This is a genomic window from Myxosarcina sp. GI1(2024) (assembly GCF_053543375.1).
In genome coordinates this window covers 80686-106119 of the sequence record NZ_JBKGTY010000001.1, presented here as the reverse complement: position 1 = coordinate 106119, position 25434 = coordinate 80686, and the positions used below count along the sequence as shown (strand labels likewise).

At 41.6% G+C, this 25434-nt stretch carries 22 protein-coding genes and 4 pseudogenes; 10 read left to right on the top strand and 16 right to left on the bottom strand.

What is annotated here, in order from left to right; translation table 11 throughout:
* Positions 1 to 86: 86 nt before the first annotated feature.
* From rimI to ACLFKQ_RS00530, 3 genes are all read left to right on the top strand, one after another.
* Positions 87 to 644 (top strand): ribosomal protein S18-alanine N-acetyltransferase, encoded by a 558-nt coding sequence (gene rimI / locus ACLFKQ_RS00540; protein WP_448997994.1) that lies wholly within the window; start codon positions 87 to 89, stop codon positions 642 to 644.
* A gap of 116 nt (positions 645 to 760) precedes the next feature.
* On the top strand, positions 761 to 3229 hold the full coding sequence (locus tag ACLFKQ_RS00535) for an ATP-dependent Clp protease ATP-binding subunit (protein WP_448997993.1): 2469 nt from the start codon (positions 761 to 763) through the stop codon (positions 3227 to 3229).
* Positions 3230 to 3367: 138 nt separating this feature from the next.
* Positions 3368 to 4144 (top strand): DUF1350 family protein, encoded by a 777-nt coding sequence (locus ACLFKQ_RS00530; RefSeq protein WP_448997992.1) that lies wholly within the window; start codon positions 3368 to 3370, stop codon positions 4142 to 4144.
* A 200-nt stretch (positions 4145 to 4344) separates the two neighbouring features.
* Here the strand turns inward: ACLFKQ_RS00530 and ACLFKQ_RS00525 are convergent, their stop codons facing one another.
* Positions 4345 to 4785 (bottom strand): CBS domain-containing protein, encoded by a 441-nt coding sequence (locus tag ACLFKQ_RS00525; protein ID WP_448997991.1) that lies wholly within the window; start codon positions 4783 to 4785, stop codon positions 4345 to 4347.
* Between the two features lie 281 nt (positions 4786 to 5066).
* On the opposite strand from ACLFKQ_RS00525, the pseudogene ACLFKQ_RS00520 reads away from it, so the two are divergent.
* From ACLFKQ_RS00520 to ACLFKQ_RS00510, 3 pseudogenes are all read left to right on the top strand, one after another.
* Positions 5067 to 5174: pseudogene (locus ACLFKQ_RS00520) on the top strand (metal ABC transporter solute-binding protein, Zn/Mn family); the annotation flags it as partial.
* 89 nt (positions 5175 to 5263) lie between these two features.
* Positions 5264 to 6041, top strand: a pseudogene (locus ACLFKQ_RS00515) (metal ABC transporter ATP-binding protein).
* Positions 6038 to 6929, top strand: a pseudogene (locus ACLFKQ_RS00510) (metal ABC transporter permease). The pseudogenes ACLFKQ_RS00515 and ACLFKQ_RS00510 overlap by 4 nt, the downstream one beginning before the upstream one ends.
* A 133-nt stretch (positions 6930 to 7062) precedes the next feature.
* Here the strand turns inward: ACLFKQ_RS00510 and ACLFKQ_RS00505 are convergent.
* Positions 7063 to 7842, bottom strand: coding sequence for an HAD family hydrolase (locus ACLFKQ_RS00505; RefSeq protein WP_448997990.1), 780 nt, complete (start codon positions 7840 to 7842; stop codon positions 7063 to 7065).
* 371 nt (positions 7843 to 8213) lie between these two features.
* Positions 8214 to 9554, bottom strand: a complete 1341-nt coding sequence (locus ACLFKQ_RS00500) for a histidine phosphatase family protein (protein WP_448997989.1) — start codon at positions 9552 to 9554, stop codon at positions 8214 to 8216.
* A 417-nt stretch (positions 9555 to 9971) separates the two neighbouring features.
* Between ACLFKQ_RS00500 and ACLFKQ_RS00495 the strand changes: the two genes are divergently transcribed.
* Positions 9972 to 10778 carry an N-formylglutamate amidohydrolase gene (locus tag ACLFKQ_RS00495; protein ID WP_448997988.1) on the top strand — a complete coding sequence of 269 codons (807 nt, stop codon included), beginning with the start codon at positions 9972 to 9974 and terminating at the stop codon, positions 10776 to 10778.
* A 27-nt stretch (positions 10779 to 10805) separates the two neighbouring features.
* Here the strand turns inward: ACLFKQ_RS00495 and ACLFKQ_RS00490 are convergent, their stop codons facing one another.
* The 7 genes from ACLFKQ_RS00490 to psbN form a co-directional block, all read right to left on the bottom strand.
* Positions 10806 to 11231, bottom strand: a complete 426-nt coding sequence (locus ACLFKQ_RS00490) for a DUF4112 domain-containing protein (protein ID WP_448997987.1) — start codon at positions 11229 to 11231, stop codon at positions 10806 to 10808.
* A gap of 588 nt (positions 11232 to 11819) precedes the next feature.
* A complete protein-coding gene (locus ACLFKQ_RS00485; protein ID WP_448997986.1) occupies positions 11820 to 13832 on the bottom strand; it encodes a serine hydrolase domain-containing protein in 2013 nt (670 codons plus the stop codon).
* Positions 13833 to 14224: 392 nt separating this feature from the next.
* Positions 14225 to 14452 carry an indolepyruvate ferredoxin oxidoreductase subunit alpha gene (locus ACLFKQ_RS00480; protein ID WP_448997985.1) on the bottom strand — a complete coding sequence of 76 codons (228 nt, stop codon included), beginning with the start codon at positions 14450 to 14452 and terminating at the stop codon, positions 14225 to 14227.
* 77 nt (positions 14453 to 14529) lie between these two features.
* On the bottom strand, positions 14530 to 15468 hold the full coding sequence (locus ACLFKQ_RS00475; protein ID WP_448997984.1) for a S66 peptidase family protein: 939 nt from the start codon (positions 15466 to 15468) through the stop codon (positions 14530 to 14532).
* Between the two features lie 92 nt (positions 15469 to 15560).
* The gene (locus ACLFKQ_RS00470; RefSeq protein WP_448997983.1) at positions 15561 to 16679 is read right to left on the bottom strand and encodes a branched-chain amino acid ABC transporter permease; all 1119 of its coding nucleotides are present in this window, start codon (positions 16677 to 16679) and stop codon (positions 15561 to 15563) included.
* Positions 16680 to 16945: 266 nt separating this feature from the next.
* On the bottom strand, positions 16946 to 17452 hold the full coding sequence (locus tag ACLFKQ_RS00465) for a hypothetical protein (protein ID WP_448997982.1): 507 nt from the start codon (positions 17450 to 17452) through the stop codon (positions 16946 to 16948).
* 196 nt (positions 17453 to 17648) lie between these two features.
* Positions 17649 to 17780, bottom strand: a complete 132-nt coding sequence (gene psbN / locus ACLFKQ_RS00460) for a photosystem II reaction center protein PsbN (RefSeq protein WP_448997981.1) — start codon at positions 17778 to 17780, stop codon at positions 17649 to 17651.
* A gap of 83 nt (positions 17781 to 17863) precedes the next feature.
* Between psbN and psbH the strand changes: the two genes are divergently transcribed.
* A complete protein-coding gene (psbH, locus tag ACLFKQ_RS00455; protein ID WP_448997980.1) occupies positions 17864 to 18067 on the top strand; it encodes a photosystem II reaction center phosphoprotein PsbH in 204 nt (67 codons plus the stop codon).
* A gap of 118 nt (positions 18068 to 18185) precedes the next feature.
* Positions 18186 to 18467 (top strand): TatA/E family twin arginine-targeting protein translocase, encoded by a 282-nt coding sequence (locus ACLFKQ_RS00450; protein WP_448997979.1) that lies wholly within the window; start codon positions 18186 to 18188, stop codon positions 18465 to 18467.
* 92 nt (positions 18468 to 18559) lie between these two features.
* Here ACLFKQ_RS00450 and ACLFKQ_RS00445 read toward each other — a convergent pair whose 3' ends face one another.
* The 5 genes from ACLFKQ_RS00445 to pipX form a co-directional block, all read right to left on the bottom strand.
* Entirely contained in the window at positions 18560 to 19258 is a 699-nt protein-coding gene (locus ACLFKQ_RS00445; RefSeq protein WP_448997978.1) for a winged helix-turn-helix domain-containing protein, read from the bottom strand.
* A gap of 158 nt (positions 19259 to 19416) precedes the next feature.
* On the bottom strand, positions 19417 to 20223 hold the full coding sequence (proC, locus tag ACLFKQ_RS00440; RefSeq protein ID WP_448997977.1) for a pyrroline-5-carboxylate reductase: 807 nt from the start codon (positions 20221 to 20223) through the stop codon (positions 19417 to 19419).
* Positions 20224 to 20238: 15 nt separating this feature from the next.
* Positions 20239 to 20817, bottom strand: a complete 579-nt coding sequence (locus tag ACLFKQ_RS00435) for a cell division protein SepF (protein WP_448997976.1) — start codon at positions 20815 to 20817, stop codon at positions 20239 to 20241.
* A 368-nt stretch (positions 20818 to 21185) separates the two neighbouring features.
* Positions 21186 to 21842: a YggS family pyridoxal phosphate-dependent enzyme gene (locus ACLFKQ_RS00430; protein ID WP_448997975.1), complete on the bottom strand. Its 657-nt coding sequence runs from the start codon at positions 21840 to 21842 to the stop codon at positions 21186 to 21188.
* Positions 21843 to 21850: 8 nt separating this feature from the next.
* Entirely contained in the window at positions 21851 to 22126 is a 276-nt protein-coding gene (gene pipX / locus ACLFKQ_RS00425) for a transcriptional coactivator PipX (protein ID WP_448997974.1), read from the bottom strand.
* 657 nt (positions 22127 to 22783) lie between these two features.
* On the opposite strand from pipX, the pseudogene ACLFKQ_RS00420 reads away from it, so the two are divergent.
* A pseudogene (locus tag ACLFKQ_RS00420) lies at positions 22784 to 24994 on the top strand (ribonucleoside-diphosphate reductase subunit alpha); the annotation flags it as partial.
* Positions 24995 to 25144: 150 nt separating this feature from the next.
* Here the strand turns inward: ACLFKQ_RS00420 and ACLFKQ_RS00415 are convergent.
* Positions 25145 to 25372: a four helix bundle protein gene (locus tag ACLFKQ_RS00415; protein WP_448999420.1), complete on the bottom strand. Its 228-nt coding sequence runs from the start codon at positions 25370 to 25372 to the stop codon at positions 25145 to 25147.
* Positions 25373 to 25434: the final 62 nt, after the last annotated feature.

Here is a 25434-nt window from a genome sequence, read left to right as displayed (position 1 = left end):
TTAAATTAAATAAATTAGCTGACTCCAAGATTCGGTCAGCTATCTCAATAAATGAATCCTATATTTTTAGTGTACAGTTAGATTACGTGAAAATTTTAGAAATTAATTTGCTTACGACCCAAGAAATACCAGCAGTTTTGGCTTTAGATCGACTATGTTTCGGTGGTTTGTGGTCTGAGGCAGGTTATCGACGCGAACTCGATAGCCCCAATAGTTGCTTAATTGCCTTATTAGAAACTGAGCCAATTAATTCAATCGATCGAGTAATTGGCATTGGCTGTTTTTGGGCAATCTTGCGAGAAGCTCATATCACTTTGTTGGGAATCGCTCCTCAATATCGCCAACAGGGGTTGGGAAAATTGTTACTTTGTGCTCTACTAGATCTGGCAGTAAATAAATATCAACTCGAGCGAGCCACTTTAGAAGTTGCTGCCAGCAATCGACAAGCTTTAAATTTATATCAAAACTTTGGCTTTGAGATCGCTGGTAAACGGAGAAAATATTATCCCAACACGGGAGAAGATGCCTTGATTTTGTGGCGCCAGGCAATCGATGCTCCGAAATTTCAACAAGAATTAACTATTTGTCAACAACAAATATGCGATCGCCTGTATCCTAACTATATTCTCGAAAAACGTTGTTAAGAGAATCATTACTGGGGTTTACCCTACCCATTCGCCCACGATCCGATAATCTGTCAACTGGGATGCTGTGCTAGAATCAGCTTAACAGGGCAAGCAGCAGGTGATGGAAATAGGTTATGTTTGAACGCTTCACAGAAAAAGCAATCAAAGTAATTATGCTAGCTCAGGAGGAAGCACGCCGCCTGGGTCACAACTTTGTAGGAACAGAACAAATACTTTTAGGTTTAATCGGTGAAGGCACTGGTGTCGCCGCCAAAGTTCTTAAATCGATGGGAGTCAATCTCAAAGACGCTCGCATCGAAGTTGAGAAAATTATCGGTCGCGGCTCTGGCTTTGTCGCTGTCGAAATACCTTTTACTCCTAGAGCCAAAAGAGTCCTCGAACTATCGTTAGAAGAAGCCCGCCAGTTAGGGCATAACTATATCGGTACGGAACATTTGCTTCTCGGTTTGATTAGAGAAGGTGAAGGGGTTGCAGCTAGAGTGTTGGAAAATCTGGGTGTAGACCTATCTAAAGTCCGCACCCAGGTAATTCGGATGCTCGGTGAAACTGCAGAAGTTGCCGCAGGATCTAGCGGACAAGGGCGAAATAAGACTCCGACTCTCGACGAATTTGGTTCCAATTTGACCCAAATGGCGGCAGAAAGTAAACTAGATCCCGTAGTCGGCAGACAAAAAGAAATCGAGCGAGTAATCCAAATTTTGGGCAGACGTACTAAAAATAATCCCGTACTCATCGGCGAACCAGGGGTAGGTAAAACCGCGATCGCCGAGGGGTTAGCACAACGTATCGCCAACAAAGATATTCCCGATATTCTCGAAGAAAAACGAGTAGTTACTCTAGATATTGGCTTGTTGGTCGCAGGAACTAAATATCGCGGCGAATTTGAAGAACGTCTGAAAAAAATTATGGATGAAATTCGCCAAGCTGGAAACGTAATTCTAGTAATTGACGAGGTTCATACTCTAATTGGCGCGGGAGCGGCAGAAGGAGCGATCGACGCGGCGAATATTCTCAAACCAGCCTTAGCTAGAGGCGAACTACAGTGCATTGGTGCTACCACTCTCGATGAATACCGCAAGCACATCGAACGAGATGCGGCTTTAGAACGCCGTTTTCAACCAGTACAGGTAGGAGAACCTTCTGTAGAAGAAACCATTGAAATTCTCTACGGTTTGCGGGAACGTTACGAACAACACCACAAGTTGAAAATCTTGGATGAAGCTCTAGAAGCCGCAGCCAAACTGTCCGACCGCTACATTAGCGATCGCTACTTACCAGATAAAGCGATCGACTTAATCGATGAAGCCGGTTCTCGCGTCCGTTTGATCAATTCTCAGCTACCTCCAGCGGCGAAAGAATTAGACAAAGAGCTGAGAGACGTACTCAAGCAAAAAGACGATGCGGTCAGATCCCAGGACTTCGATCGCGCGGGAGAATTACGCGATCGGGAAATGGAAATTAAAGAGCAAATTCGCAATATCGCCTCTAGCAAGAAAAACGAACAGGATGGGGTAGATTCTTCACCCGTAGTGGATGAAGAAGAAATCGCACACATTGTCGCTTCCTGGACTGGCGTACCGGTTAACAAGATTACCGAATCCGAATCGGAAAAACTACTACACATGGAGGATACACTCCATCAGCGGATTATCGGTCAGGAAGATGCAGTCAAAGCAATTTCTCGAGCCATCAGACGCGCCAGAGTCGGCTTGAAAAATCCCAACCGACCCATTGCTAGTTTTGTCTTCTCTGGACCTACCGGAGTAGGTAAAACCGAGCTTACCAAAGCCTTAGCTACATACTTCTTCGGTTCGGAAGAAGCAATGATTCGCCTCGATATGTCCGAATATATGGAGCGTCATACGGTTTCTAAACTTATTGGTTCGCCTCCAGGGTATGTAGGTTACAATGAAGGCGGTCAGCTTACCGAAGCAGTCCGTCGTCGTCCCTACACCGTAGTCTTGTTTGACGAGATTGAGAAAGCCCACCCCGACATCTTCAATATGCTGTTGCAGATTTTAGAAGACGGTCGCTTAACCGATGCTAAGGGTAGAACGGTGGACTTCAAAAATACGCTGTTAATTATGACTTCTAACATCGGTTCCAAAGTAATCGAAAAAGGTGGTGGCGGTCTTGGTTTTGAATTTGCTGACGACCAGCAGGAAGCAAAATACAATCGCATCCGTTCTCTGGTCAACGAAGAACTCAAGAGCTACTTCCGTCCCGAATTTCTCAACCGCTTAGATGAAATCATCGTCTTCCGTCAATTGACCAAAGAAGAAGTCAAAGAAATTGCCGATATCTTACTCAAAGAACTGTTTACCCGTCTAACCGAGCAGGAAATTACTCTAGAAGTTACTGAGAAGTTCAAAGATCGTTTGGTAGATGAAGGTTACAACCCTGCCTACGGTGCCCGTCCTTTACGTCGAGCAATTATGCGCCTGTTAGAGGATGCTCTAGCAGAAGAAATCCTCTCTGGTCGCTTAGGTGAAGGAGATACGGCTGTAGTAGATGTTGATGAAGAAGGAAAAGTAAAAATTCTACCTCAAAAAGAAAAATTGGAATTACTTCCATCTTCATAACTCCTAAAACAATAGTTAGATCGATCCGGTAGAGAATTGATTATTCTCTACCATTTTTTTGCTCTAGTTCGTTATGGTAGTTTTACCAGAGCCTCAGGTAAAAATCTAAAATTGTCACCGCAAACACAATCGAAATTTATGGAATGGTTGGAAATTTCGGGGGGCTGGATATATCTCCCACAACGAGACATTAGGGGAATCATCCATTTTTTAGGAGGAGCATTTGTAGCTACGGCACCACAAATATCGTATCGTTTGCTTCTCGAACGAATTGGGAAAGAGGGATATGCAGTTATTGCCACGCCCTTTTTAAATACTTTAGATCATTTGGCGATCGCCCGTGAAGTTTTAAATCGCTTTGAAACTATCTTAGATCGCTTGCACCGAACCAATAAATTGGGTCAACGTTACTTACCAATTTATGGCATCGGACACAGCATGGGTTGTAAGCTGCATCTTCTTATCGGTAGTATCTACAATGTCGAAAGAGCGGGTAACATTCTTATTTCTTTTAATAATTATCCTGTCAATCGTGCCATTCCTTTTATCGAACAGTTCAATTTAGCTCCGGTTTTCGAGCTTGAATTTAGCCCTTCACCGACAGAAACTCAGGAATTAATTGCTAAAAATTACCCCATTCGCCGCAATCTGTTAGTGAAATTTACTAATGATAATATCGATCAAACAGTCGAGCTCAATTCTTTATTACAACAGCGGTTTCCTAATATGGTGGCTCTCTTAAATCTTCCGGGCAATCACCTAACTCCTTTAAGCCAAGAAATTCAGTGGCAAACTGGAGAAGTATATACTCCGATAGATGCGCTCGGGCAATGGTTCAATCAAAGTTTTTCGAGAGATTTATCTCGCCTAAAACAAGAAATTTCAATTTGGTTGAATCCGACTTTATCTTTTTGAAAAGTTTAGCAAATGGTAATTCAACATCGAGCGAAATAGATGTCACATTATTTATCTAATTTGCAAATTAAACAAGTTTCTGGCAATCATTGGGTATTTCTAGTCAATCTTGATGAATTTAATCGGCAAGTTGTTCAATTTTTAAGTAAAGAAGATCATTAAATATTCTAAGTGTACTCGAGTAGACTCTTCTGTAGAACTCAAGCAACGGGAAATTGACTAAATTGGGCTGTCAACAGTTCGGACAAGGCGCTACAAATATCAGTAACAGTAACAATACCTGCTAATTTTCCTGACTTGACTATCACTGCGGCACCGATCTTTTTCTCAGACATTTCGTGTAAGACCTGATTAAGTGGAGTAGTTATTTCTACTGTATAAGGGTTATTAACTTGAACATGAGCAACAAGAATCTCTTCAGGATCGGGTAGTAAAAGTGCCGGACTTCTCATACAGCGCAAATCTCGCTCCGAAACAATTCCTACCACTTGCTCCCCTTGCTTAATCGGTATGTGTCGAATCTGATGCTGCTTCATCAACCTGTCGATCTCAGCAACAGTGTTGTCGGATCGAGCAAAATAGGGAAATGGTTTCATCAGAGCTGCTACGGTAGGCATTTTGTTATATTCTGAGAGTTTCATGGTTAACCTATACCGACTGATTGTTTGGCTCTAATAGTAACATAGCCTGAGCTGACCGTCCTTAAGCTAAATTCAAAGATGGCAAACCGTTTCCCTTTCATGGTTCTTTTTTTTGGCTACCTTCATGGCGATCGCTTTTAAATATGACCTACAGTTTTTGAGTCTACCCAGGGTAAGCTCTATTTCTGTTGAGACTAACTCGTTTCGGTGCAATAAGTTTAAGCACGAGTGCAGTTTTAAGTAAATTATGAAATAAATATGAAAAGAAAATGATACGATAAGGAGCATTTTCCTATCTTGCTCGCGACTATGACCTAAAAGAAATTTATATGTGGTCGATTAATGCCGAGCAGCAGTTTACTCCCAAACAAGTACAAAGGGTAATTGAGAACTGAAAAGTGCAGTTAAATGTTGAGTAAAAGGTACGACTCAGCCTTTCCTTACTCAAAATTATGAAATAATGGCGATCGCGCAATCTATGACTAAATTACTAAATGTTACTATAAAATCACCTCAGCGTTACTTACAGTAATGCTCGACTAGCTCTATACGATGCTAACAGGAATGTAGAACCAGGCACCATTACCGCTCTATAAGGACCGAACGGCAGTGGCAAGTCTACCTCGTTCAAATCTATCATGGGGTTTTTACAGCTCACTCAGGGAAAAATTCGCATTGGTGGGATTTCAGTTAGAGAGGCACAACAGCAGCAGTTGAGGGCTTATATGCCTCAGTCGGACGAAGTAGACTCGAATTTTTCCATAAATATCTATGATGTAGTGATGATGGGTCGCTATGGCTATATGAACCTGCTGCGAATTTCTAGTGCCCAAGATCGGTGTCTAGTGATGGAAAGTCTCGAAAGGTTTGAGATGAGTGACTTTCGCCATCATCAAATTTGCGAACTCTCTGGAGGTCAAAAAAACCGGGCGTTTTTAGCACGAGCTTTAGCCCAAAAAGGTAAGGTGTTTTTGCTAGATGAGCCTTTTACTGGGGTAGATATCAAAACCGAGAAACGCATTATCTATTTGCTCTTACAATTGAGAGAAGAAGGACACACAATTTCGATCTCTACTCACGACTTAGCTTCTATTTCTAGCTTTTGCGATCGCATCATTCTCCTCAACCAAACTATTCTAGCTTCTAGAAAGACTGAAAAAACTTTAACCGAAGAAAACCTCGAGATGACCTTCAACAGTCTATCAGTCAATAATAGCCTGAGTCCGATGTTCTACAAAACTGAAGAAGATTCATGAGTCAGATATTTGCTGCCATTCCTCTCTGGAACTGGTTAGTCGAACCCTTGCAGTATGAGTCTTTAGTCCAAGCCATCTGGGTAAGTGCCTTTGTCGGATTGGTGTGTGCGGTGCTTTCTTGCTATATTACGCTCAAGGGCTGGTCGCTCATGGGTGATGTTTCTCATGCAGTTGTGCCTGGGGTAGTGGTTGCTTATGCCCTTGGGATTCCTTTTGCTGTAGGGGCGTTTTTATTTGGTTTTGGAGCAACGGTAGCTATTGGCTATGTAAAATCAAAAACCCGCCTGAAGGAAGATGCAGTGATTGGGGTGGTATTTAACCGGATTTTTTGCCTTTGGCTTGGTGCTAGTTACCAAAATTCCCAGCAATATCGATTTGTTTCACATTTTGTTTGGCAACGTCCTAGGAATTTCGCAACAGGATATGATTCAAACTATTATTGTCGGCACGATTACTCTGGTAGTGATTTTACTGCGGCGCAAAGACTTGCTGCTGTTTTGTTTTGACCCCAACCACGCTAAGGCGATCGGTCTTAACACTCAGTTGATGTACTATACTCTACTTACCGTACTGGCTCTTACCATCGTAACTGCTCTACAGACTGCAGGTATTATTCTAGTCATTGCGATGTTAGTAACACCTGGATCGACAGACTATTTATTGACGGATCGCTTCGATCGCATGTTATGGATTTCCCTGGCAACCAGTGTTTTCTCTTGTGTGATGGGAACTTATCTCAGCTATTATCTAGATGTATCTACTGGAGGCGCGATCGTGGTACTTTTAACCATGGTATTTATCGTAACCATGGTGTTTGCACCCAAATACGGAATTTTGGCTCAAAATTCTCAACGATACTTAAATGGCAGTCAGGACTTACGCAGTTGAATGAAATTTCGTTGTTTGAGCAGCGAGTCAGTAACGGTAAATCAAGGTTTAGAGTGCTGAAGTGCGTAAGTCCTGGCAGTTCAAATAGCAGTTCAAACAAGTAATAAAGTACGAGTGGCGATCGCTAGTAGCATTACCAGTTGCTAAAATCTTCTCCAAACTGCTGTAAAGACAATAACTGAATTTGAGAATCCTGACGGGCAATTTGGCGATCGCGCTCGATATTATATCCCCAGTCGGCGAGAAACAATCTGGTAACGGGTTGCAAATCCGGCTGTCGTGTTACCTGTTGTAAGGCTTTCAAGCGATCTTCGACAAACCAAATACTAATATTGTCGTCCCTTGCCGTATCTTTTAAAATTCGCAGGGTTTCATATTTAGGTCTTTGGCTTTCTTTACCAATAATGTTGGCTGCCGGTAAGTCAATCTGCTGTTGTTGCAATAATTGTCGAGTAAAACGCCCCTCTTTGGTGGTGACGATATACAATTTGGTTAGAGAATCAATTATTTGCTGAAGGCGAGGGATGATTCCCGGAAAAAAACGATGTAATCCCAGCCAGCCCTCTAAATCCTCTTCAATCCAGCTATCTCTGACACTATCTAATTTCTGGGCTAAGACTTGTTTATCTAGCCGTTCGGTTCTCATAATTTGAGCTACTACAGCCGACCAATCTCGTAAAATAACTCCTTCATCGATATCTAAAACTAATGCCCGTAATAATAGAGGCATCTCCCAGCCAGTTTCAATTACGGGGCGCAGTCGATAGAATCTAGGTGCCAACTCTTCGTCAATGGCGCAATCTCGCCAGATTTGCTGATAAGTCTTTTTAGTAGTGGCAAAATACTCAACTAAGCCATCAAGGACAACGCCATCAAAATCTAACGCTAAAATAGTCGGCAGTTGAAAGGACATTTTTATTATTTTATTAATTGCAGGAGTTACGCAGTTGAGTTTAAAATGCTTTCCCAGCGTGCAATGTTTATCTTGCGATCCGCTAGCAACGTGGGGGTGTGTACCGCTATCCGTCTTGCTTTTAGTCTAGCGCAAGTAATTGAAGTGCGTAACTTCTGAATTGTTAATTGTCGATTGTTGATTTGCGACCGAGTTCGAGCTGTATGTTTGGGTTAAGTTAGGGGTTGTGTCGAGCAACGAAACTCAACCCACTATCACTATTACTATTAAGATTAATTGTTCTGCAATGTTTACTACAGATGACTAAAGTGGATAAAGCCAATAATTTCTTCTTCTGCCTTCTGCCATAGCATTCTTTTTTAGATTTCATCTTAAAGCGCACCTGCAGCAGTTTTATCCAAAACACTTCCACTTAAATGGGTAGTAATATTAATTGCTTGCAAAACTGGTGGTCCCGATGCACCTTGGGGATAGTCAATAACGCTAACCGAGCCATTACCCTGTTTGATATTCCAGAAGTTTTTGGGTTCTAAACCTAACAAGTAACAGACGACCGTTTTATTAATCGCATCATGAGCGACCACGATACCGGTGAGGGGGCGACCGCTATTACTAAACTTAGCGACTATTTTATCCCAGGCAGCAATTGCCCGATCCCAGACCTGCTGTAAATTTTCCCCTTCCGGCATTTGTACGGTTTCGGGAGCTTGTTTCCACTGCCCCAGCAAACCGGGAAAGTTGGCTTCAATTTCCGTTTCTAGTTTACCTTCCCATAAACCATGACAAATTTCAATGAGTTCGTCAGTGGTTTCTAATTCTATTTCCGGATGATGCTCTAGGATAATCTCGGCTGTTTCTTTGGGACGTAATAGAGGACTAGTTACGGCAAAATCAAGGGAAAGATTTTTCAGAAATTGAGCGGCTTTGCGTCCTTGTTCTCTGCCATTTTCATTGAGGGGAATGTCTCTAATTCCCTGAAAGCGAGATTCTTTATTCCATTGAGTTTCCCCATGACGTACCAAAAGTAAACGAGGTCCGAGATGATTGGGGCGAGTTGGCGGAATTGAAACGCCTAAATGAGCGGTTTGATTGAGAGATTCTAATTGTACGGGATCGTTGTTGTAGTCTCCGGTAAAATTAAGTACGTTAATACAGCAATTGGACTGTTGAATTGAATGATAGCGATCGCTACTCATGCCGATGGCGGTCATAATCAAACAGCGATTAATGCCGTTGTGCGCCACAATTAAGATGGTCTGTCCGCGATGCTGAGGAATGATTTCTTGCCAAAACTGCTGCGCCTGTTGGTAAAGAGAGATTACAGGATAATGTTCTTTGCCTCCCTCCAAGATCATTTTAAATTGATGGGGCTGCTGTTTCCACTGGCGGTAATCATCGGCAAATTTTTCATTGACTAGTTGTTTGCTGAGTTTTTCCCAAAGAGGTAAATCGACTTCCATCAATTTATCTACAGGCTGCAAAGTACTAAGATTATTCAGACTGGAGTGAATTATCTCGGCGGTTTGTTTGGCTCGCTGTAACGGACTACAATAAATTGCATCGATGGGAATATCCTGCAGAGTCTTACCTACGGTTTGAGCATCGACAATGCCTCGTTCGGTCAAAACCGACTCATCACAACGACCTTGAATTAATTGCTTTGCATTGTAGGTGCTTTGTCCGTGTCGAACGATGATAACGCGAGTAGCCAAACTTCTATCCTCTTGAAATAAACAACTATCAATTTATCAGTTATTAGTTATCGGCGATCGACAATCCTCTATATAAAACCCAACTTTCCTTCAAAACTGTTGGTTCAAAACACTTTTGTATCCTCTGGCGAGATTTACATAAGCTACATTAAGCATCCTATAAGTAGGTAGACAGAATTAAATGCAAAATAACAAGAGTTAGTAGCTTGCCTAAAATCTTTATTACTCCTGTCTCCTGTCTCCTAACCTTCACAGTTAACTTTAATTTAGTCCATTTACTTAGTTGACAATTGTCTAATAAATTTTCGGTCTATTGATGTTTATATTTAACAGATGTTTTTCAGTCATTGGAGTAATGTAAAAAAAAGATTACTAGTTTGTCACCAATTTATACCAACAAACCAACAAACTTCAAATATGTCGCAGCTTTGGGTATTAAGAGAGGGACATCAACCGTTCGTTGCCGTAGCACTTCACGATGGTCATTATGTGCGCTCTGAAGTAGAGCAATTACTAGCTATTAGTAAAGACAACCGCAAGCGAGAAGAAGACCCCTTTACGGCTGCCTGGACAGACATTGCTGAAACGAGACTAATCGTTTTGCGATCGCGTTTCGAACTCGATCTCAATCGTCCCCGAAATCGAGCGATTTATCTTAAGCCTGAAGATGCTTGGGGGATGCAGATTTGGAAAGAAATGCCTTCTGAGGCTATAATCGAACGCTCTTTAGCCGAGTATGATGCTTTCTATGCTGCTGTCGGAAGAATCTGTAAATCCCTAGAGCAAAGGTACGGACGTTTTGTTATTTACGACTTGCACACCTACAATCATTATCGTCAAGGAAGACACGCTCCCCCTGCCGATGAGTCGTACAACCCAGAGATTAATTTAGGTACCGGAAGTCTCCACAGAGAATATTGGCAACCCGTAGTCGAACGCTTTATCGAAGATATGCGCCAGTTCGATTTTCTCGGCAGGCAGTTAGATGTCCGAGAAAACATTAAGTTTATGGGAGGGCATTTTGCCGAGTGGGTTCATCAACACTTTCCCCGTTCTGGTTGCGTACTAGCTATTGAAGTAAAGAAATTCTTTATGAGCGAATGGACTCATCAGCCAGACTTGGTAAAAATGGAAGCGGTGCATCAGGCGTTACGCTCGACCGTACCCGGAATACTGGAGGAATTGCAGTACTTAGAAAAAAATCGGCTTGAAGTTTTTGGATAAGGTTTCCCAACAGTATTCGAAATTGGACTAATAGCCAGATCGAGAAGTAGCTACAGCACTATTTGATTTGGTGTCTGCGAGTTCTTCTAGTTCTGGTTTTACTTCCTGTAGGTGATTTTCTAAAATTTCTAAGTTGCGGATATTAGATTTATAGTAGGCATCAAAGATATCGCCAAACAAAGGAACCATACCGACTACTGCTTCTAAACCGATGTTCCACAGCATTTTATTGATTTTTTCGCCAGGCAATTTGAAACGAGTAGCTAGAAAGATAATGTAGAGAGAAAAAGCAGCAGTAATCAAATCTCCGCCACCAGGAATTAGACCCAAAATAGGATCTAAACCGATACGGAATTTAGTACCTGGAATACCAATGGCAGTGTCTAACAATCGAGAGAGACGGCGAATTTTTTTGAGTGTGGCTAGTTGTTTGACTGTATTGGTCGTATTCATTTAATAATTTTCATTTTCGAGCAATATATCTACAAAATAGAATTGCAAACATCTCAAAAGCATCTATATAGGGTTCGATCTTTGATGTATCCCTCTTCTGTCACTTTCGGATATTTCATATTAGGAAAAGGTTTTCAAGGGAAACAATATCAATTCATTGAGCCATTTGTAGTCAAATTTCCGTCATCCGCCCACCTAAAAAAATTTCTATTCAGAAAAAACTCCGCGATCGCATAGTAGATAATGGGCACAGAACTTAGAATTTGCTATAGTTTTCGGAGTCTGACAGCAGAGGGATAAAATTGCTGAGATAGAGATTTCCCTAGTCTTATGAAAGACTTAAATTTTTGCTACGAATGAGAAAATTAAGTATAGAGAGTAGTTCTTTAAACTTGAAAGTAACCCAATCAGAATATAAAAACTACTTTCATTGATGTTGGTGAATTTTATTCATTGGGATTGCCTCTTGCCTCTCAAAATCTATGTGTAGCATTCTTTTTTTTGATTTCATATAATAACTAATCCTAGAAACACAAAATTTGGCTTTTTTCGCAAAATGAAACCGTTCTACTCTAGACAATCGACTAACTAAAATTGAAATCCTAGTAAATTCCAATAGTTGAGCCAGGGAATAAAGGCGATCGCGGCAACGGTAACTAGAGTATAGTAAGTACGTCGCTGCCACGACCAGTAAGTTTTCTGCCAAACTCGAACCAATAGCACTAATAAAATTACAGTTAAAATCGTCGCTAATATGGGCAGAACGAAGAAAATTGTAACTACGATAGGAACGCTATAAGCCAGTTTCCACGCTCCCCATAGCCACAGATACAACGGCAAACCGATTAAAAAAACTAAATTCAAAATAGCGATCGCCAGAGCTACCTTTCGAGCCGCAGTCAACTGGGAAAATTGTTCGCTCTTACCTCTTAAGGCTTTAAATATAGGGACAATTCCATCGGTAAAAATGACAGCGACAAACAAGATCGCGCAAACAGCCAATATCCCTAATTGAACCTTGGCTGTTTCATACCAGGCAACTCGCTGGTAAGTACCGATTTTAGGATAGAGAGGATTGGAAACATGGGTAATTTCACCAGTTTCACTTTCAGTAAAAAACACATAAGAACCGTCTTGTCGGCGAAACAATCTCGGCTGTTCTGTAGGAAAGAGATCTGTACCTGGAAACTGTCGTAAGAAAAAGAGATTGGGAGTTGTGACTCGTAGAGTATCATTATTCTCAACCACGCGAATGTGTTTAAAAATTCCCGTTAGCTTGGCAATGGTCGATCGCGGGTATTCCATATCGCGATAAGTTCCGACAAAACGAGCTGGCTGTTGTTGGGTTAGTTCTGGTGACTCGGGAGGATTGAAGGTTGTCGGTGAAGGAAAATAGCGATCGAAAAATTTGGCGAGAAATTCCCCATGTAGATTGCTAAAACTATTAACCGCAATAAAAATACCGATATTTTCTTCGGGAAGTAAAGTTAAAGAACTAGAATATCCTCTTAAACTACCTAAATGTCCAATGGCTCGTTTGTTATTGACCAACCGCTCACGAAAACCGTAACTCGTTCCCGGTAACTGAGGATGAATTTTGTAGTGAGTTTGGTGCATCTCTCGCGCCGTTTCTGGAGTTAAAATTCGGCTATTTTGGTAGCGTCCGAGCTGTAGATGAGCCAGCATAAAATGAGCCATATCCGTCGCAGTAGTACTCAAAGCTGCAGCAGGAGCGATATTAAGGTAGAGATAAGGAACGGGTTGGGGTTGACTATTTTGGATCTGGTATCCCGTAGCCAAGTCATTTTCCAACTCTGGTGGTGGCGGTTGAAGAAAGCTACTTCGGTTCATTTCCAAGGGTTGGAAAATATTGCGAGCGACATATTCTGGAAACGGAAGACCCGAAATTTTGGCTACTAGCAAACCTAGTAAAGCAATACTGTGATTGGAGTAGCTGTAAAATTTGCCTGGAGGATAAACAATTGGCGGCATATGCTCTGGTAAATACTCTTCCAGAGGCTTCATTTTGGCTTCTGTGTCTGCAGCTAGACCGATTAAACGCTGAGTAGCACCATCAACGTGCATCATCAACTGAGCCGCAGTTACTGGTTGTGAGTAGGGATTTTCTAGCTCCCAGTCTTCTAAATAGGGACTGACATCTTGATGAATATCTAATAGTCCTTCTTCGTAAAGCTGCATTGCCGAAGTTGCCGTAAATAGCTTGGAAAGAGAAGCCACGCGAAATAAAGTGCGATCTGGGTCTACAGGAGTTTTTGAGGAAAGTTCTGCATAACCATAGCCATTACTAAACAAGATTTCACCATCTTTGACTACCGAAATAACCGCACCCGGAATTTTTGTCTGAGATAGTTGCTGTTGGAAAAACTCATTGGCAAAAGCGGCAAATTCTTGAGGATCCCTCATACCTGGTGCTAGAGGTGATGGAGTTACTGAGGGCTCTGATGGTTCAGTCTGCTGTGGTTCACTGTCTAAAATGGAAAACTGAGGAGTGTCGCGAGCTATAGTAGGAAACACTGACAGGGACATGAATAAAACCAATCCCACTAGTCCTATGGCAAATCTTTTACTCCATCTATTCATGAAAATATCTAATTATTAAGCAGTTGCTAAGAGCTAAATGGATCGATAAATAAAATGGTAAATAAATGATTAATAGTTTGCATCGCCCATTTGTCGTATAAATAATATATTGGCTGAATGATTTCTAATAACGGTTCGTGCAATCTCTACTCGCACGACTCAAACACCTTTTTCTACCCCTCTCTGTAAAAACAGAGATTGAGAGGGGTAAAAAAGATTGCTAATTATTGGCGGAGCTCGTCTCCGCAGTTAGTGAACCCTGAAAAATATAGGCTCTCGGCTTGGCAATAGACATAGTTATCGAGTCAGCAACTCCGAACGACTGATTTATGGCGATCGTTTAGTTATCCTCCGAGTCAGAGCTTCTCTGCTGTTGAGAGTTAGTTGGACAGTTAGTTGGGAGTTTTTTGTAGCTCTGGTCTTTCTTCTGCCACAATTGCTCCTTCGACCGGGCATACTTGTAAACATATACCACAGTCAATACAGGTAGCAAAATCAATCCAGTACCAGTTATGTCCTTTGGCGTTTTTTCCCGGTCCTTCATGAATGCACGCTACGGGACAAGCATCGACACAATCTGCTACTCCCTCGCAAGTTTCGGTAACAATAGTATGAGGCACAGTAGTTTCTCCTAACTATCTAGATTTTAGTAATTTAATGGTCGAGCGAATAGCCAATATTCAACCATACTTACAGCTTAGGACAAGTTGCAGCTTAGGGTACCCGATTCTCCATCTAATTGGACTGGTCTTCCCACTAATAAAGCAGCGTTAGCTCCATCGTGTCCGAAAGGTAATTCGGAAACAATGGGAAGATTTAAATCTCCCAAGCGATCGCGCAGCAACGTTTCTATCGTCCAGCTATTACTTCCTCGAGGAGCTTCGCAGCGACTAAAACGACCCAGAGCAATCCCTTTGACATCTTTAAACGCCCCCATCAATCGCCATTGAGTCAACAGGCGATCGATGCGATAGGGATATTCGGTAACGTCTTCAAAAGCTAAAATAGCTCCAGCTAATGAAGGTTGAAGCGGCGTTCTCAATAAGTGAGTGGCAACAGTTAGATTTGCCGGTAGTAAAATTCCTTGAGCTCTGCCACCTCCCCAACCCACACCCTGCAATGGTGCGAGAGTGCCGCCCCGCAAACAGTCAAACAGACGAGCAATCGACCATTGTGGCTCTGACGCTAAGGTAGTCAATACGGGAGCGTGCAGGCTGGCGATACCTTCTCTAGCCAGATTCCAAAGCAAATTGGTCACATCAGAAAAACCGATGAGCCATTTAGGGTTAGTAATATAAGTTGGGTAAATCGTGCTTTTTTGCTGCCAACTCCAATCTTCCAATAACCTTGCGCTGCCATAACCACCACGAAGACAGATGATTGCCTTGCATTGGGGATCTTGCCAAGCTGCGGCTAATGCCTGTCTTCTTTCAAGATCCTCTCCTGCCAAATAACCATACCTAGATTGATAATTACTGCTTAATTTGACTCGAAAACCTTGCGATCGCCAGATTTCTATTCCTGCTGCTGCCACTTCGGTTTCTTTGAGTGCTCCACTAGGAGCCACGACTGTAACTACATCTCCCGAGCGCAAAAATGGTGGTAGTTTGCATGAATTTATCGAATATTGCGACATCAATAACCGCTCGAACGTTACTATATTTTGCTCGAATCAAGAAAGGCGATCGCTTTCCATACCAAGTAGTAATTGAAGCACTTTTAAGAAATTTATTTTCCTAGAGTTAATTCCTCTTTTTTACCCAAAATTCCTTGAGGTCGCCAAATCATTAAGACCATTAAAATTAAACCAATTACCATAATCCGAAATGCACCGAGATCCGAGCTAGTCAGCAAGCCCAATCTTGGTAGATAAAAACGAGTCAGAGCATCATAAGCCCAGAAAATAACTACCCCTAAAAGAGTACCGGCATTACTTCCCGCACCGCCTAAAACTACCATCGTCCAAGCGTTGAAAGTAACTAATGGTTCGAAATTACTCGGATAGACCGTAGTCAATTGCCAAGCATAAAAAGCTCCAGCAATTCCCGCAATCGCACCACCTAACATCAAAGCCTGTAGTTTATACCAGAATACGTTTTTACCCAAAGCTCTCGGGATGGTCTCATCTTCTCTAATTGCCTTTAATACTCTTCCCCAAGGAGATTTTACCAATAGCTGTAAACCCCAATAAACTAAAGCCAGAGTTATGAGGACTAACAACATCAAACCTGCCTTGTAGCTGTAATCTAACAAAGCAATACAGCCGTTGATATATACGGTTAGAATCAAAGCCAGACCGATAATGCCCCAAATAATCAAACTAATTAGTTTAGTCGGCTGGTAGCTTTTGCCCTTAATTTCTCTACCTTCTTGCCACTGTCTGCGCAATCCCTGCCACAGTTGAGCGACAGCAAAAATTGCCAGCAAAGTCAGTATGGCGATCGCCATGTATTTTTGTAAGGGATTGGGATCGAAACCACTGAGTGGCAGAGGATATCGCTGTACGCCAAATGCTCCCTGGGTCAACCATTCTTCATTGAGTGCGATCAGGCGTAATAGTTCGGAAACGCCAATAGTAACAATAGCTAAATAGTCTTCTCGCAATCTGAGAGTAGAGATACCAATTGCCAAACCCAACAAGGCGGCGATCGCCGCTCCGCCAAGGACTGCAATAATTAACGGTACCCCCCGAGCACTCAATAATACTGTAGCGTAGGCACCTACAGTCATAAAGGCTACGTGTCCGAAATTAATCAAGCCAGTATAGCCCCACTGCAGGTTTAAACCCAAGGCAAATAAGGCAAACAATCCTACTGAAATTGTCAGGAAAATAAGATAACCAACCATTTATTACTTAACCTTAACTACCGCACTATTGCAGGCGATTGTAGCGCGATCGATTAAAAATTGGGTATTAGATGTAACTATTGTTGGTTTTTAGTTTATGGGCTATCGATGCTGGCGACCGACCTTCAATTTACTCGATCGAATGACGACTCCGTAATAAGTTTAGCAACTAAAATAAGGATTGGCATCGAACTCTAACCAACAAAAAACCACCGATCCCCGAGAATCGGCGGCAATTGAAATTTTAATAATCATTATGTTAGAAACTAAGCTAAAACAAAATCAACTTCGTCTGTACCCTCAGTCGTTCTCTGTCCCGAAGTCATCTTTTTTCCGTTGACTTCTATTGCAAAGTCCGTATTGTCTAGGTTGAGATTGTAGTCAGTTTCATTTTTGGTATAGCCCACGCTAGCAACCATTTTGCGACCGGCATCGGTATATTTAAAAGCCATCATTTGGTTTTTATCTTTCTGGGTATCTTCTGCCCAAATCACCATATACTGCTCGTCTTGATATTCAAAAATCTTGGGGGCACGAGTGGGAACATAACGACCAGGACTACCAAAGCTTTTATCGAGAAAATCGCGAACCGAATCGGGTTCGACGCTAACATAAGCTACTTCGTCAGGAGCTGTCGATTCCACATCCCCCTGACTTTCATCCACAACCTCTTCTTTACCGCGATTGCGAAAATAGTCTACTGCTTTTTTAGTACCAATTGCACCCGCAGCCGCAATACCAGCTCCGATTAAAATGTTGCGTAGTTTAGTCATTGTTTACTCCGATAAATTCTAAAAATCACAGTTCTAGTTAACCAGATATCTACGGATTAAACTCAGTATTTGACTATTTATTAAGATTCGTGCTAAAAAGCAGCGTTCGTTATTTATACTTAGATTGCTATTTTTTGCTAAATGAGATGCTGAAATTAACTGTGGAAATAATTTTCACTCTTGTGATTAGTCAACCTTAATCTTCATGATCTTCAAAAGGATCGCTTAAATCCATTGATGGAGGACCGAAAGCAGTGTAAATAGAAAATCCGGTAACGGCAACCAGTATTGCTCCAATACTGATAATAAGAACTATTGCAGGTTCCATAAGCTAAATAAATAATGATTACTCTTACTTTATAATATTACAGAAGTTTACGAAAATTAGCTTAGATAAATTGTTGGTGAACTATGGCACAGCAAACTCGTTTGGGAAATCTCCTCAAACCATTAAATTCAGAATATGGTAAAGTTGCTCCCGGTTGGGGTACGACACCTCTGATGGGAGTTTTCATGCTCTTATTTTTAGTTTTTCTGTTGATTATTTTGCAACTTTACAACTCTTCTCTTTTATTGGAAGGAATTAATGTAGACTGGCGGAGCTTAAGTCAATAATTTTATTAGTTAATTATTGAAGCTAAGCAAAATAGGAAAATAAAGTACGAACCCCGTGTATCGGGGTTTTTTTCTGTCATAATATTCGTAAATGCTTTTAAAAAATCTAATGTAGAGTATGAATATTTTTGGCATTGGCTTACCGGAAATGGCTTTGATTATGGTAGTAGCCTTATTGGTATTTGGACCTAAAAAACTACCGGAAATCGGTCGCAGTTTGGGCAAAGCTATTCGGGGTTTCCAGGATGCCTCCAAGGAATTTGAAAGTGAATTCAAGCGCGAAGCCCGGCAATTAGAAAAATCGGTAGAAATGAACGCCGAACTAGAAGGCGATCGCGATAATTCTCCCGAATCCAATAAAACTCAAGAAGCCGAATTTTCCAGTTTGCCTAATGAATGAGTACTTTGGCTGTAAAATCAATCGGCAGTCTGAGATGCGTTGGTAAAAGACTCTAACTAGAGCATTTTTTTAGAGCTATTATTGACCTTCAGCTAAGATTCAACTTCAAACTTATAACCAACACCCCTAACTGTCTGAATGTAGGAAGGTTCGGAAAGATCTGCTTCAATTTTCTTGCGAATTTGTCCGATGTGAACGTCTACTACGCGCTGATCGCCAACGTACTCATAATCCCAAACGTTTTGAATTAGTTCTTCTCTACGCCAGACTCGTCCTGGGCGAGTTGCTAAAAAATGTAGCAAATCGAATTCTAGAGCAGTAAGTATGACGAGACGGTTGTTGATTTTTACTTCTCGCCGTACGGGATTGATTTCTAAGTTATTAAAAATAAGGGGTTGTTTTTCGGAGGTCGTAACCGTTCGCTGACGTTTTAAGATTGCCTTAACGCGATATTCTAATTCCAAAAGATCGAAAGGTTTGGTTAAATAATCGTCTGCTCCCTTAATAAATCCTTCTTTTTTATCAGCCGCATCGGAACGGCTAGTTAACAATAATATAAATACGTCGGTACGACTTTGCATCTCCTCGCACAGATTGTAACCCAAGGCATCGGGTAGATTGACATCGAGGATGACTAAATCGGGGTTGAATTGCTCAAATATTTTTAGGGCAGATTCTCCGTCTGCGGCAGACTCTAACTGATATTCTTTCTGATTGAGAAAGCGAAAGATTAGATTGCGGATTGCTGGATCGTCGTCTACAACAAGAATTTTGGCAGAGGCCATATGCATATTTTTATACTACAAGAACTAAAGATTCGCTCGAGCCACTATACTTGGCAAGCAAGTAAATATTGTATTCAGTCTTTTAGACAATTATCGACGCATATTTCCAGAATGCCAACAATTTAAATCATATCTGGCTAATTCTAAGAGAAAGTTAAGTAAACCTACTTACCCATTTGCTGAGAGCGAGCGTTAGCAGCTTTTACTGCTTCAATTAATGCCGAACGCAATCCTCTGCTTTCTAGTTCGGCTACTCCTGCAATTGTCGTGCCACCAGGGCTAGTAACTCGGTCTTTTAATTCTGCCGGGTGCATTCCCGATTCTTGAATGAGTTTGGCGGTACCTAAAACCGTCTGAATTGATAATTTAAGGGCGATTGTTCTGGGCAAGCCCGATGCTACTCCGCCATCTGCTAGAGCTTCAATGGCGAGCGCCACAAAAGCGGGACCAGAACCAGATAAACCCGTAACTGCATCCATCTGCGACTCTGGTACTTCTACTACCTCACCAACTGCTCCTAGTAGAGCTTTAGCTTGCTGAATATGCTCGCTTCGGGCATAATTACCTGGAGCAATTGCCGAAATTCCCGCTCCTATAGTAGCAGGAGTGTTGGGCATAACTCTGACAACTGGTTTTTGAGGAAAAGCAGCTTCCAATCTACTTAGAGGTATTCCTGCGAGAATGGAAACGACAAGATTTTTTGGATGGGGGCTAAGTTCGGCAACTGCGGCATCTAAAACTTGAGGCTTGACTGCTAAAAGTAAAATTTCTGAAGCTCTTGCAGCCTGCTGATTGTCTGAGGTTATCCCGACACCAAATTGCTGTTGCAAAAACTCGCGGCGCCGTGCTTGAGGATCGCTAACTAATATTTGGTCTGCCGCATAAATTTGCCGTGCGACAAGGCGGGACAAAATAGCTTCTGCCATTATCCCGCCACCAATAATACCCAAACAGATATTACTAGATGTCATATCTAATAATCTAGTTTACTGAGCGATCGCGCTGGACTCACTCCAGGTTTCGGCAACGGGCGTGGGACGACGAACGTGAGTTTCGGGCTGTTGAACTTCATGAATTACCCCCGTGAGACTACTTACTTTAACGCAACTAGGAGTAAACAAGAAGATACTTTCTCCGACTCTTTCTTGATGTCCATCCATAGCATAAGTCCCTCCAGCTACAAAGTCTACTGCTCTTTGTGCTTGTTCCGGGTTCATCATATTGAGGTTGAGTACTACAGATTTGCGTTCTCTCAATGCTTGAATTACTTGAGGCATTTCTTCAAAAGAGTGGGGTTCGATTACGACTACTTCTGAATTATTATTAGCTAACCCGGGCATTCCTATTACTTTATTGTTCACTTTTCTTTCTTTTCCTGTGGGAGGTTGACGATTATGAGCTGCCACTGTTGCGGCTTCCGCTCTTTCTGCTACTGGCTCTGAATGAGTCGAATTGTCCACTTCAGAAGGTTCTGGGTAATATTCGAAGTATCCTTCTTCTTCCCCCTCATATCTGTTGCTGTCTATACCCAACATTTCTTTAATTGCCTCTAGCATATTGCTCAATTCCTAATATATTTACGACTTCAATGGTGGTTGGTAGAAGATCTCCTAGTGATTTTTAATTCCAATTAAGAGGAGAACAGCTAAAAACCAGAATTGTTTAATATTTACGATCGAATTGTTCGCCTATATTGAATTATGCAAATCACCTATAGAGCAATAAGAATAGTTTCTATTTGGCTGAGATAAATAGTAAATAATCGTATCGCTCTATGGTTAGAGATTATCTTTTTATGGTTTGGCAATCGCATTCTACTCTAGAAAAATTATTTTGTACAGTTTTCCATCGTTAGTTTGGCGCTTTAACTTTACTAAACTTTACTTGCTGCTAAATTGACCGACATTGAGAGATTAATCGTTAGTAACCGAGCTTAGCGTTCGCCGAAAATTTCTCTTCCCAGACGAATCATTGTCGCTCCTGCTTTTACCGCTAAAAGATAGTCAGCAGACATTCCCATCGAGAGCTGGTGCATTTTTAAAAAACTCCAATTTTGCCGTTCGATATCTCGAGCTAGTTGTTTGACCTCTTGAAAACAGTTAAGTGTTTGTTGGGAAGAGAGTCCCAAAGGCAAAATTGTCATCAAACCTAATATCTGCAAATGTTGACATTCATTGAGTGCAGATAGATCTGCTAGTAATTCTGGTACGTGCCAGCCATACTTATTGGGATCGGGTAAAATTTTGACCTGAAGCAAAATTTTGGGGGAGCAGGACAACTCTGCAGCTAAGCGCTCTAATCTTCGTGTTAGTGCCAAACTATCTACTGAATGGATCCACTCAAAACTCTCTAAGACTTTTTTTGCCTTATTTTTCTGAATATGACCGATAAAATGCCAGCAAATATCCGGTAAATCCTGAAGTTGCTGTTGTTTGGCTACAGCTTCCTGCAAGCGATTTTCCCCAAAATCTCGCACTCCTGCTTGATAAGCTTCGCGCATTCGCTCGACTGATACCTGTTTGGTAATTGCTACCAGGCGAACGCGATTGCCTATTTGTCCTTGAATGCGATTGATTTGTTGGGCAATCATTAATGAAATTATTGGAAAGTACGTTGATATATTTCCAGAAGTTCTTGGTGTTGCTCTGGTGCAGTATTGCGCAAGCGACGCAGACGAGTTTCGATTAATAAGCGAGCATCAGAACGACTCATTGGTTCAAAGGTAAAGCGATCTACCTTAATAGTTACTATAAAAAACAAACGTTGGGCGTATAAGGTAGTAAAAATTTCCTGTTCTTCATCAAGAGCGCAGATTCTGTATAGAAGTCCGAAGGTTGGATGGTTTAAATAGGTTTCGTTCCTCTGATTATTCACTTAATAAATATAATAGATTCTTTCTAGTTGCCATCAACATTCACAAAATTACAGGAAACTCGACCGTAGAACGGTAGACTCTCTCTGTCAAAACTATCATAGCTGTCAACAGCCTCAAAAAATCTAGCTACAAAGAAATTTATAAATTTAGGCAAACTCAAACCAACAGTTTACTATAGCGAAATTGTCTCGCCAGGGGTTTCGCGATCTTTAGCCAGAAATGGGTTTGAGTCGAGCTGAATACATCTAAAACATGATGTATCATATAATACCTCGATTTCTTGACTGACGACTGAAATACTTGAGAATTTTCCGTAGATAGATTGCGCCCTCTATTTAATTATTCCGGCAAAATTGAGCTATATATAGAGTGACTATAGCTATTTTTATATCTTCGGACACTATATATGTTGTTTCGAGTTAGGTTATAGTATAATTCCAGTCCGAGCAATTTCTTTAAATTATTATTATATGCAGCCAACCCTTTCTTCTAGAGACACTTCAATACTTACATCTAATAAAAATGTTAAATGGACGGCTAGTGACCAGAACCCCTCTCCGTCGGCTTCTACTAAGCTCCTAGGGAGCGAGTCTTCTCAGGATACACAAGAGGTAGGATCTTCTGAACAGGCTTCCTCGTCAGAAGTTCGTATCGCTCGTGTAGTCAGGCGAGATGGCACTCAAACTCCTTTAGATATCACCAAGATTCGTTCTGTTGCCGAATGGGCTTGCTTAGGAAAAGAGGTCAATCCTATTACCCTCGAAGCTGGATTGACAACTCGCTTACGTAACGGGGTCACCACTAGAGAAATCCAAGATAATTTAATTGACTGCGCTTTGTCTATGTGTAGTCCTTCAGAACCAGATTGGCGTTATGTGGCGGGAAGACTGCACATTTGGAGTTTATGGAAAGACACCATCGTTAGTAGAGGGTATGGATATGGTAATTATCCTGCTACGGTTCGATTACAAGTTAATGCCGATCGCTACGACAGGAAAATTTTAAATTATTCTCAGCAAGAGCTGGCAATTGCTGGTTCATGGATTAATCCTGAATGGGATAAAGATTACGATTTAGCAGGGGCAGTTTTATTGATCAAACGTTATTTACTCCCAGACGAGTTACCTCAAGAAGCTTATTTGACCTGTGCCCTATTGCTAGCGTCCGTAGAGAAACCAGAAAATCGACTGAGTATTGCCAAGCAATTTTATGAAGCGATCGCTTCACGGAAAATTTCCCTGGCAACCCCGATTTTAGCGAATTTAAGAGTGCCTCGCGGTTCTCTTAGCAGTTGCTTTATTACGGGCATGGACGACAACTTAGAAAGTATTTTTGCCGAAATTACTAATACGGCGAGGATTTCCAAAAATGGCGGCGGCGTGGGCGTAAACGTTTCCCGCATCCGTGCCACTGGCAGCTGGGTAATGAAAAAAGAAAATGCTTCAGGTGGTATTATTCCCTGGATTAAATTACTCAACGACACGGCGATAGCCGTCAATCAGGGAGGGCGTAGGGCTGGTGCAGTTACCGTGGGAGTGGATGTTTGGCATCTAGACGTACCCGAATTTTTAGAGATGCAGGCAGAAAATGGCGATCGCCGCCGTAAAGCCTACGATATTTTTCCTCAATTGGTAATTCTAGATGAATTTATGCGTCGGGTAATCGATAAACAAACCTGGACGCTGGTAGATCCCTACGAAGTTAGAATTAAATTGGGTATCGAATTAGCAGAACTCTGGGGCGACGAGTTTGAAGCGGCTTATAAGCTAATCGAAACCGAACTGGGCAACAAGATAACACTCTACAAACAAGTAGATGCTCGCGAACTGTTCAAGCACATCATGCGTTCTCAGGTAGAAACGGGAATGCCTTATCTGGCTTTTAAAGATACAATCAACCGGGCAAATCCCAATCAGCACGAAGGTTATATCCCAGGAGTCAATCTATGCTGTGAGAGCTTTAGCAATGTTAAACCAGGGGTAGAAGCCCACTGCTGTAATTTAGTTTCGCTCAATCTCGCCAACGTCGAGGAAAATGATATTTCCAAGGTATGTACTCTAGCAGTAAGAATTTTAGATAACACGATCGATCTAACCAATCCTCCTTTTGCTGCTAGTAAGACACATAATGATAAATATCGAACCATTGGGGTTGGCTGTATGGGATTAGCCGACTGGTTAGCCAAACGCCATCTTTCTTACCAAAGCCTGTCGGAAATTAGCAATTTATTTGAAACAATTGCCTTCGAGTGTACTTCAGCTTCGATGAATTTAGCTCGAGAACGAGGGGCATATGCCGCCTTTGCAGGTAGTGAATGGAGTAAGGGCAGGTTAATCGGAGCCAAGCCCGTAGAATGGTTTCTGGCGAACGCGAAAGAGCCAGAACGTTGGGTAGATTTAGCCGCAAAGATCCAGCAATACGGCATTCGTAATTCTCATATTACCGCGATCGCACCTAATACTTCATCTTCTCTAGTCCAAGGATGTACCGCCAGCATTCTGCCAGTTTACAGTAAATTCTTCTACGATAAATGGGCAAAGGGTACCGTTCCCATCGCACCTCCTTTTATTCGAGACCATTTCTGGTACTATCACGAAAACAAAAGTTTAGACCAAAAAATCGTAGTTAAAGCCGTCGCTGCTATGCAGCAGTGGATCGATACGGGAATTTCGATGGAATTGTTATTTAATCTTAACCAGGGAGTTTATTTTCCAGAAGAACCTGAAAGAACTATCAAAGCTAAGGATATTTTTGACACTTTGATTCTGGCTTGGCAAGAAGGCTGTAAAGCGGTTTACTATATTCGCACCGTTCAAAAAGACGATTTTAAAGAGTCTGGTGATACTTGTGTGGCTTGTGCTAATTAGGCACTAGGCACTAGGCGCTAGACATTAGAAAAGCTTGTTAATCATTGATGTAAGCATACGCCCAACTTCATCGCACAAGCTATTAGCGAGCTTTGCGTTCTCAGTATCGTTTATGTAGTTTAGTTCATGAGCTATATCAAGCTATGTTTGTCACTCAAAAACCGAGCCTCTGGCGATTGCTAAAAATCGAACATATTCTTTATCGCTATATCGCACATTTCCCTCTGCAATGTTGGAAGGAATGGAAACAGCACATCGTCTTATTTGAGAGGTTAAGCCATATATCTCATCTTTTGGAAATGTTTTAGTTAATTTGTAAACAACTATTGAGAGAGTAAAGGCTTTTTGATAAACCTTAAGATTTTTGACAAGGTTTATTTTAGGCTCTATGTAGGTAGTTAAGGCTCTAATAAATATTATTGTAATATAAAACCTAGTGC

Bases quoted from the DNA above. Each gene is read 5' to 3' on its own strand.
- ACLFKQ_RS00450 (WP_448997979.1), top strand. From the start codon at position 18,186: ATGAATATTTTTGGCATTGGCTTACCGGAAATGGCTTTGATTATGGTA.
- psbN (WP_448997981.1), bottom strand. From the start codon at position 17,780: ATGGAACCTGCAATAGTTCTTATTATCAGTATTGGAGCAATACTGGTT.
- ACLFKQ_RS00490 (WP_448997987.1), bottom strand. From the start codon at position 11,231: ATGAATACGACCAATACAGTCAAACAACTAGCCACACTCAAAAAAATT.
- ACLFKQ_RS00525 (WP_448997991.1), bottom strand. From the start codon at position 4,785: ATGAAACTCTCAGAATATAACAAAATGCCTACCGTAGCAGCTCTGATG.
- psbH (WP_448997980.1), top strand. From the start codon at position 17,864: ATGGCACAGCAAACTCGTTTGGGAAATCTCCTCAAACCATTAAATTCA.
- ACLFKQ_RS00495 (WP_448997988.1), top strand. From the start codon at position 9,972: ATGTCGCAGCTTTGGGTATTAAGAGAGGGACATCAACCGTTCGTTGCC.
- ACLFKQ_RS00530 (WP_448997992.1), top strand. From the start codon at position 3,368: ATGGAATGGTTGGAAATTTCGGGGGGCTGGATATATCTCCCACAACGA.
- ACLFKQ_RS00465 (WP_448997982.1), bottom strand. From the start codon at position 17,452: ATGACTAAACTACGCAACATTTTAATCGGAGCTGGTATTGCGGCTGCG.
- ACLFKQ_RS00505 (WP_448997990.1), bottom strand. From the start codon at position 7,842: ATGTCCTTTCAACTGCCGACTATTTTAGCGTTAGATTTTGATGGCGTT.
- ACLFKQ_RS00445 (WP_448997978.1), bottom strand. From the start codon at position 19,258: ATGCATATGGCCTCTGCCAAAATTCTTGTTGTAGACGACGATCCAGCA.
- ACLFKQ_RS00475 (WP_448997984.1), bottom strand. From the start codon at position 15,468: ATGTCGCAATATTCGATAAATTCATGCAAACTACCACCATTTTTGCGC.
- proC (WP_448997977.1), bottom strand. From the start codon at position 20,223: ATGACATCTAGTAATATCTGTTTGGGTATTATTGGTGGCGGGATAATG.
- ACLFKQ_RS00470 (WP_448997983.1), bottom strand. From the start codon at position 16,679: ATGGTTGGTTATCTTATTTTCCTGACAATTTCAGTAGGATTGTTTGCC.
- ACLFKQ_RS00485 (WP_448997986.1), bottom strand. From the start codon at position 13,832: ATGAATAGATGGAGTAAAAGATTTGCCATAGGACTAGTGGGATTGGTT.
- ACLFKQ_RS00430 (WP_448997975.1), bottom strand. From the start codon at position 21,842: ATGATTGCCCAACAAATCAATCGCATTCAAGGACAAATAGGCAATCGC.
- ACLFKQ_RS00535 (WP_448997993.1), top strand. From the start codon at position 761: ATGTTTGAACGCTTCACAGAAAAAGCAATCAAAGTAATTATGCTAGCT.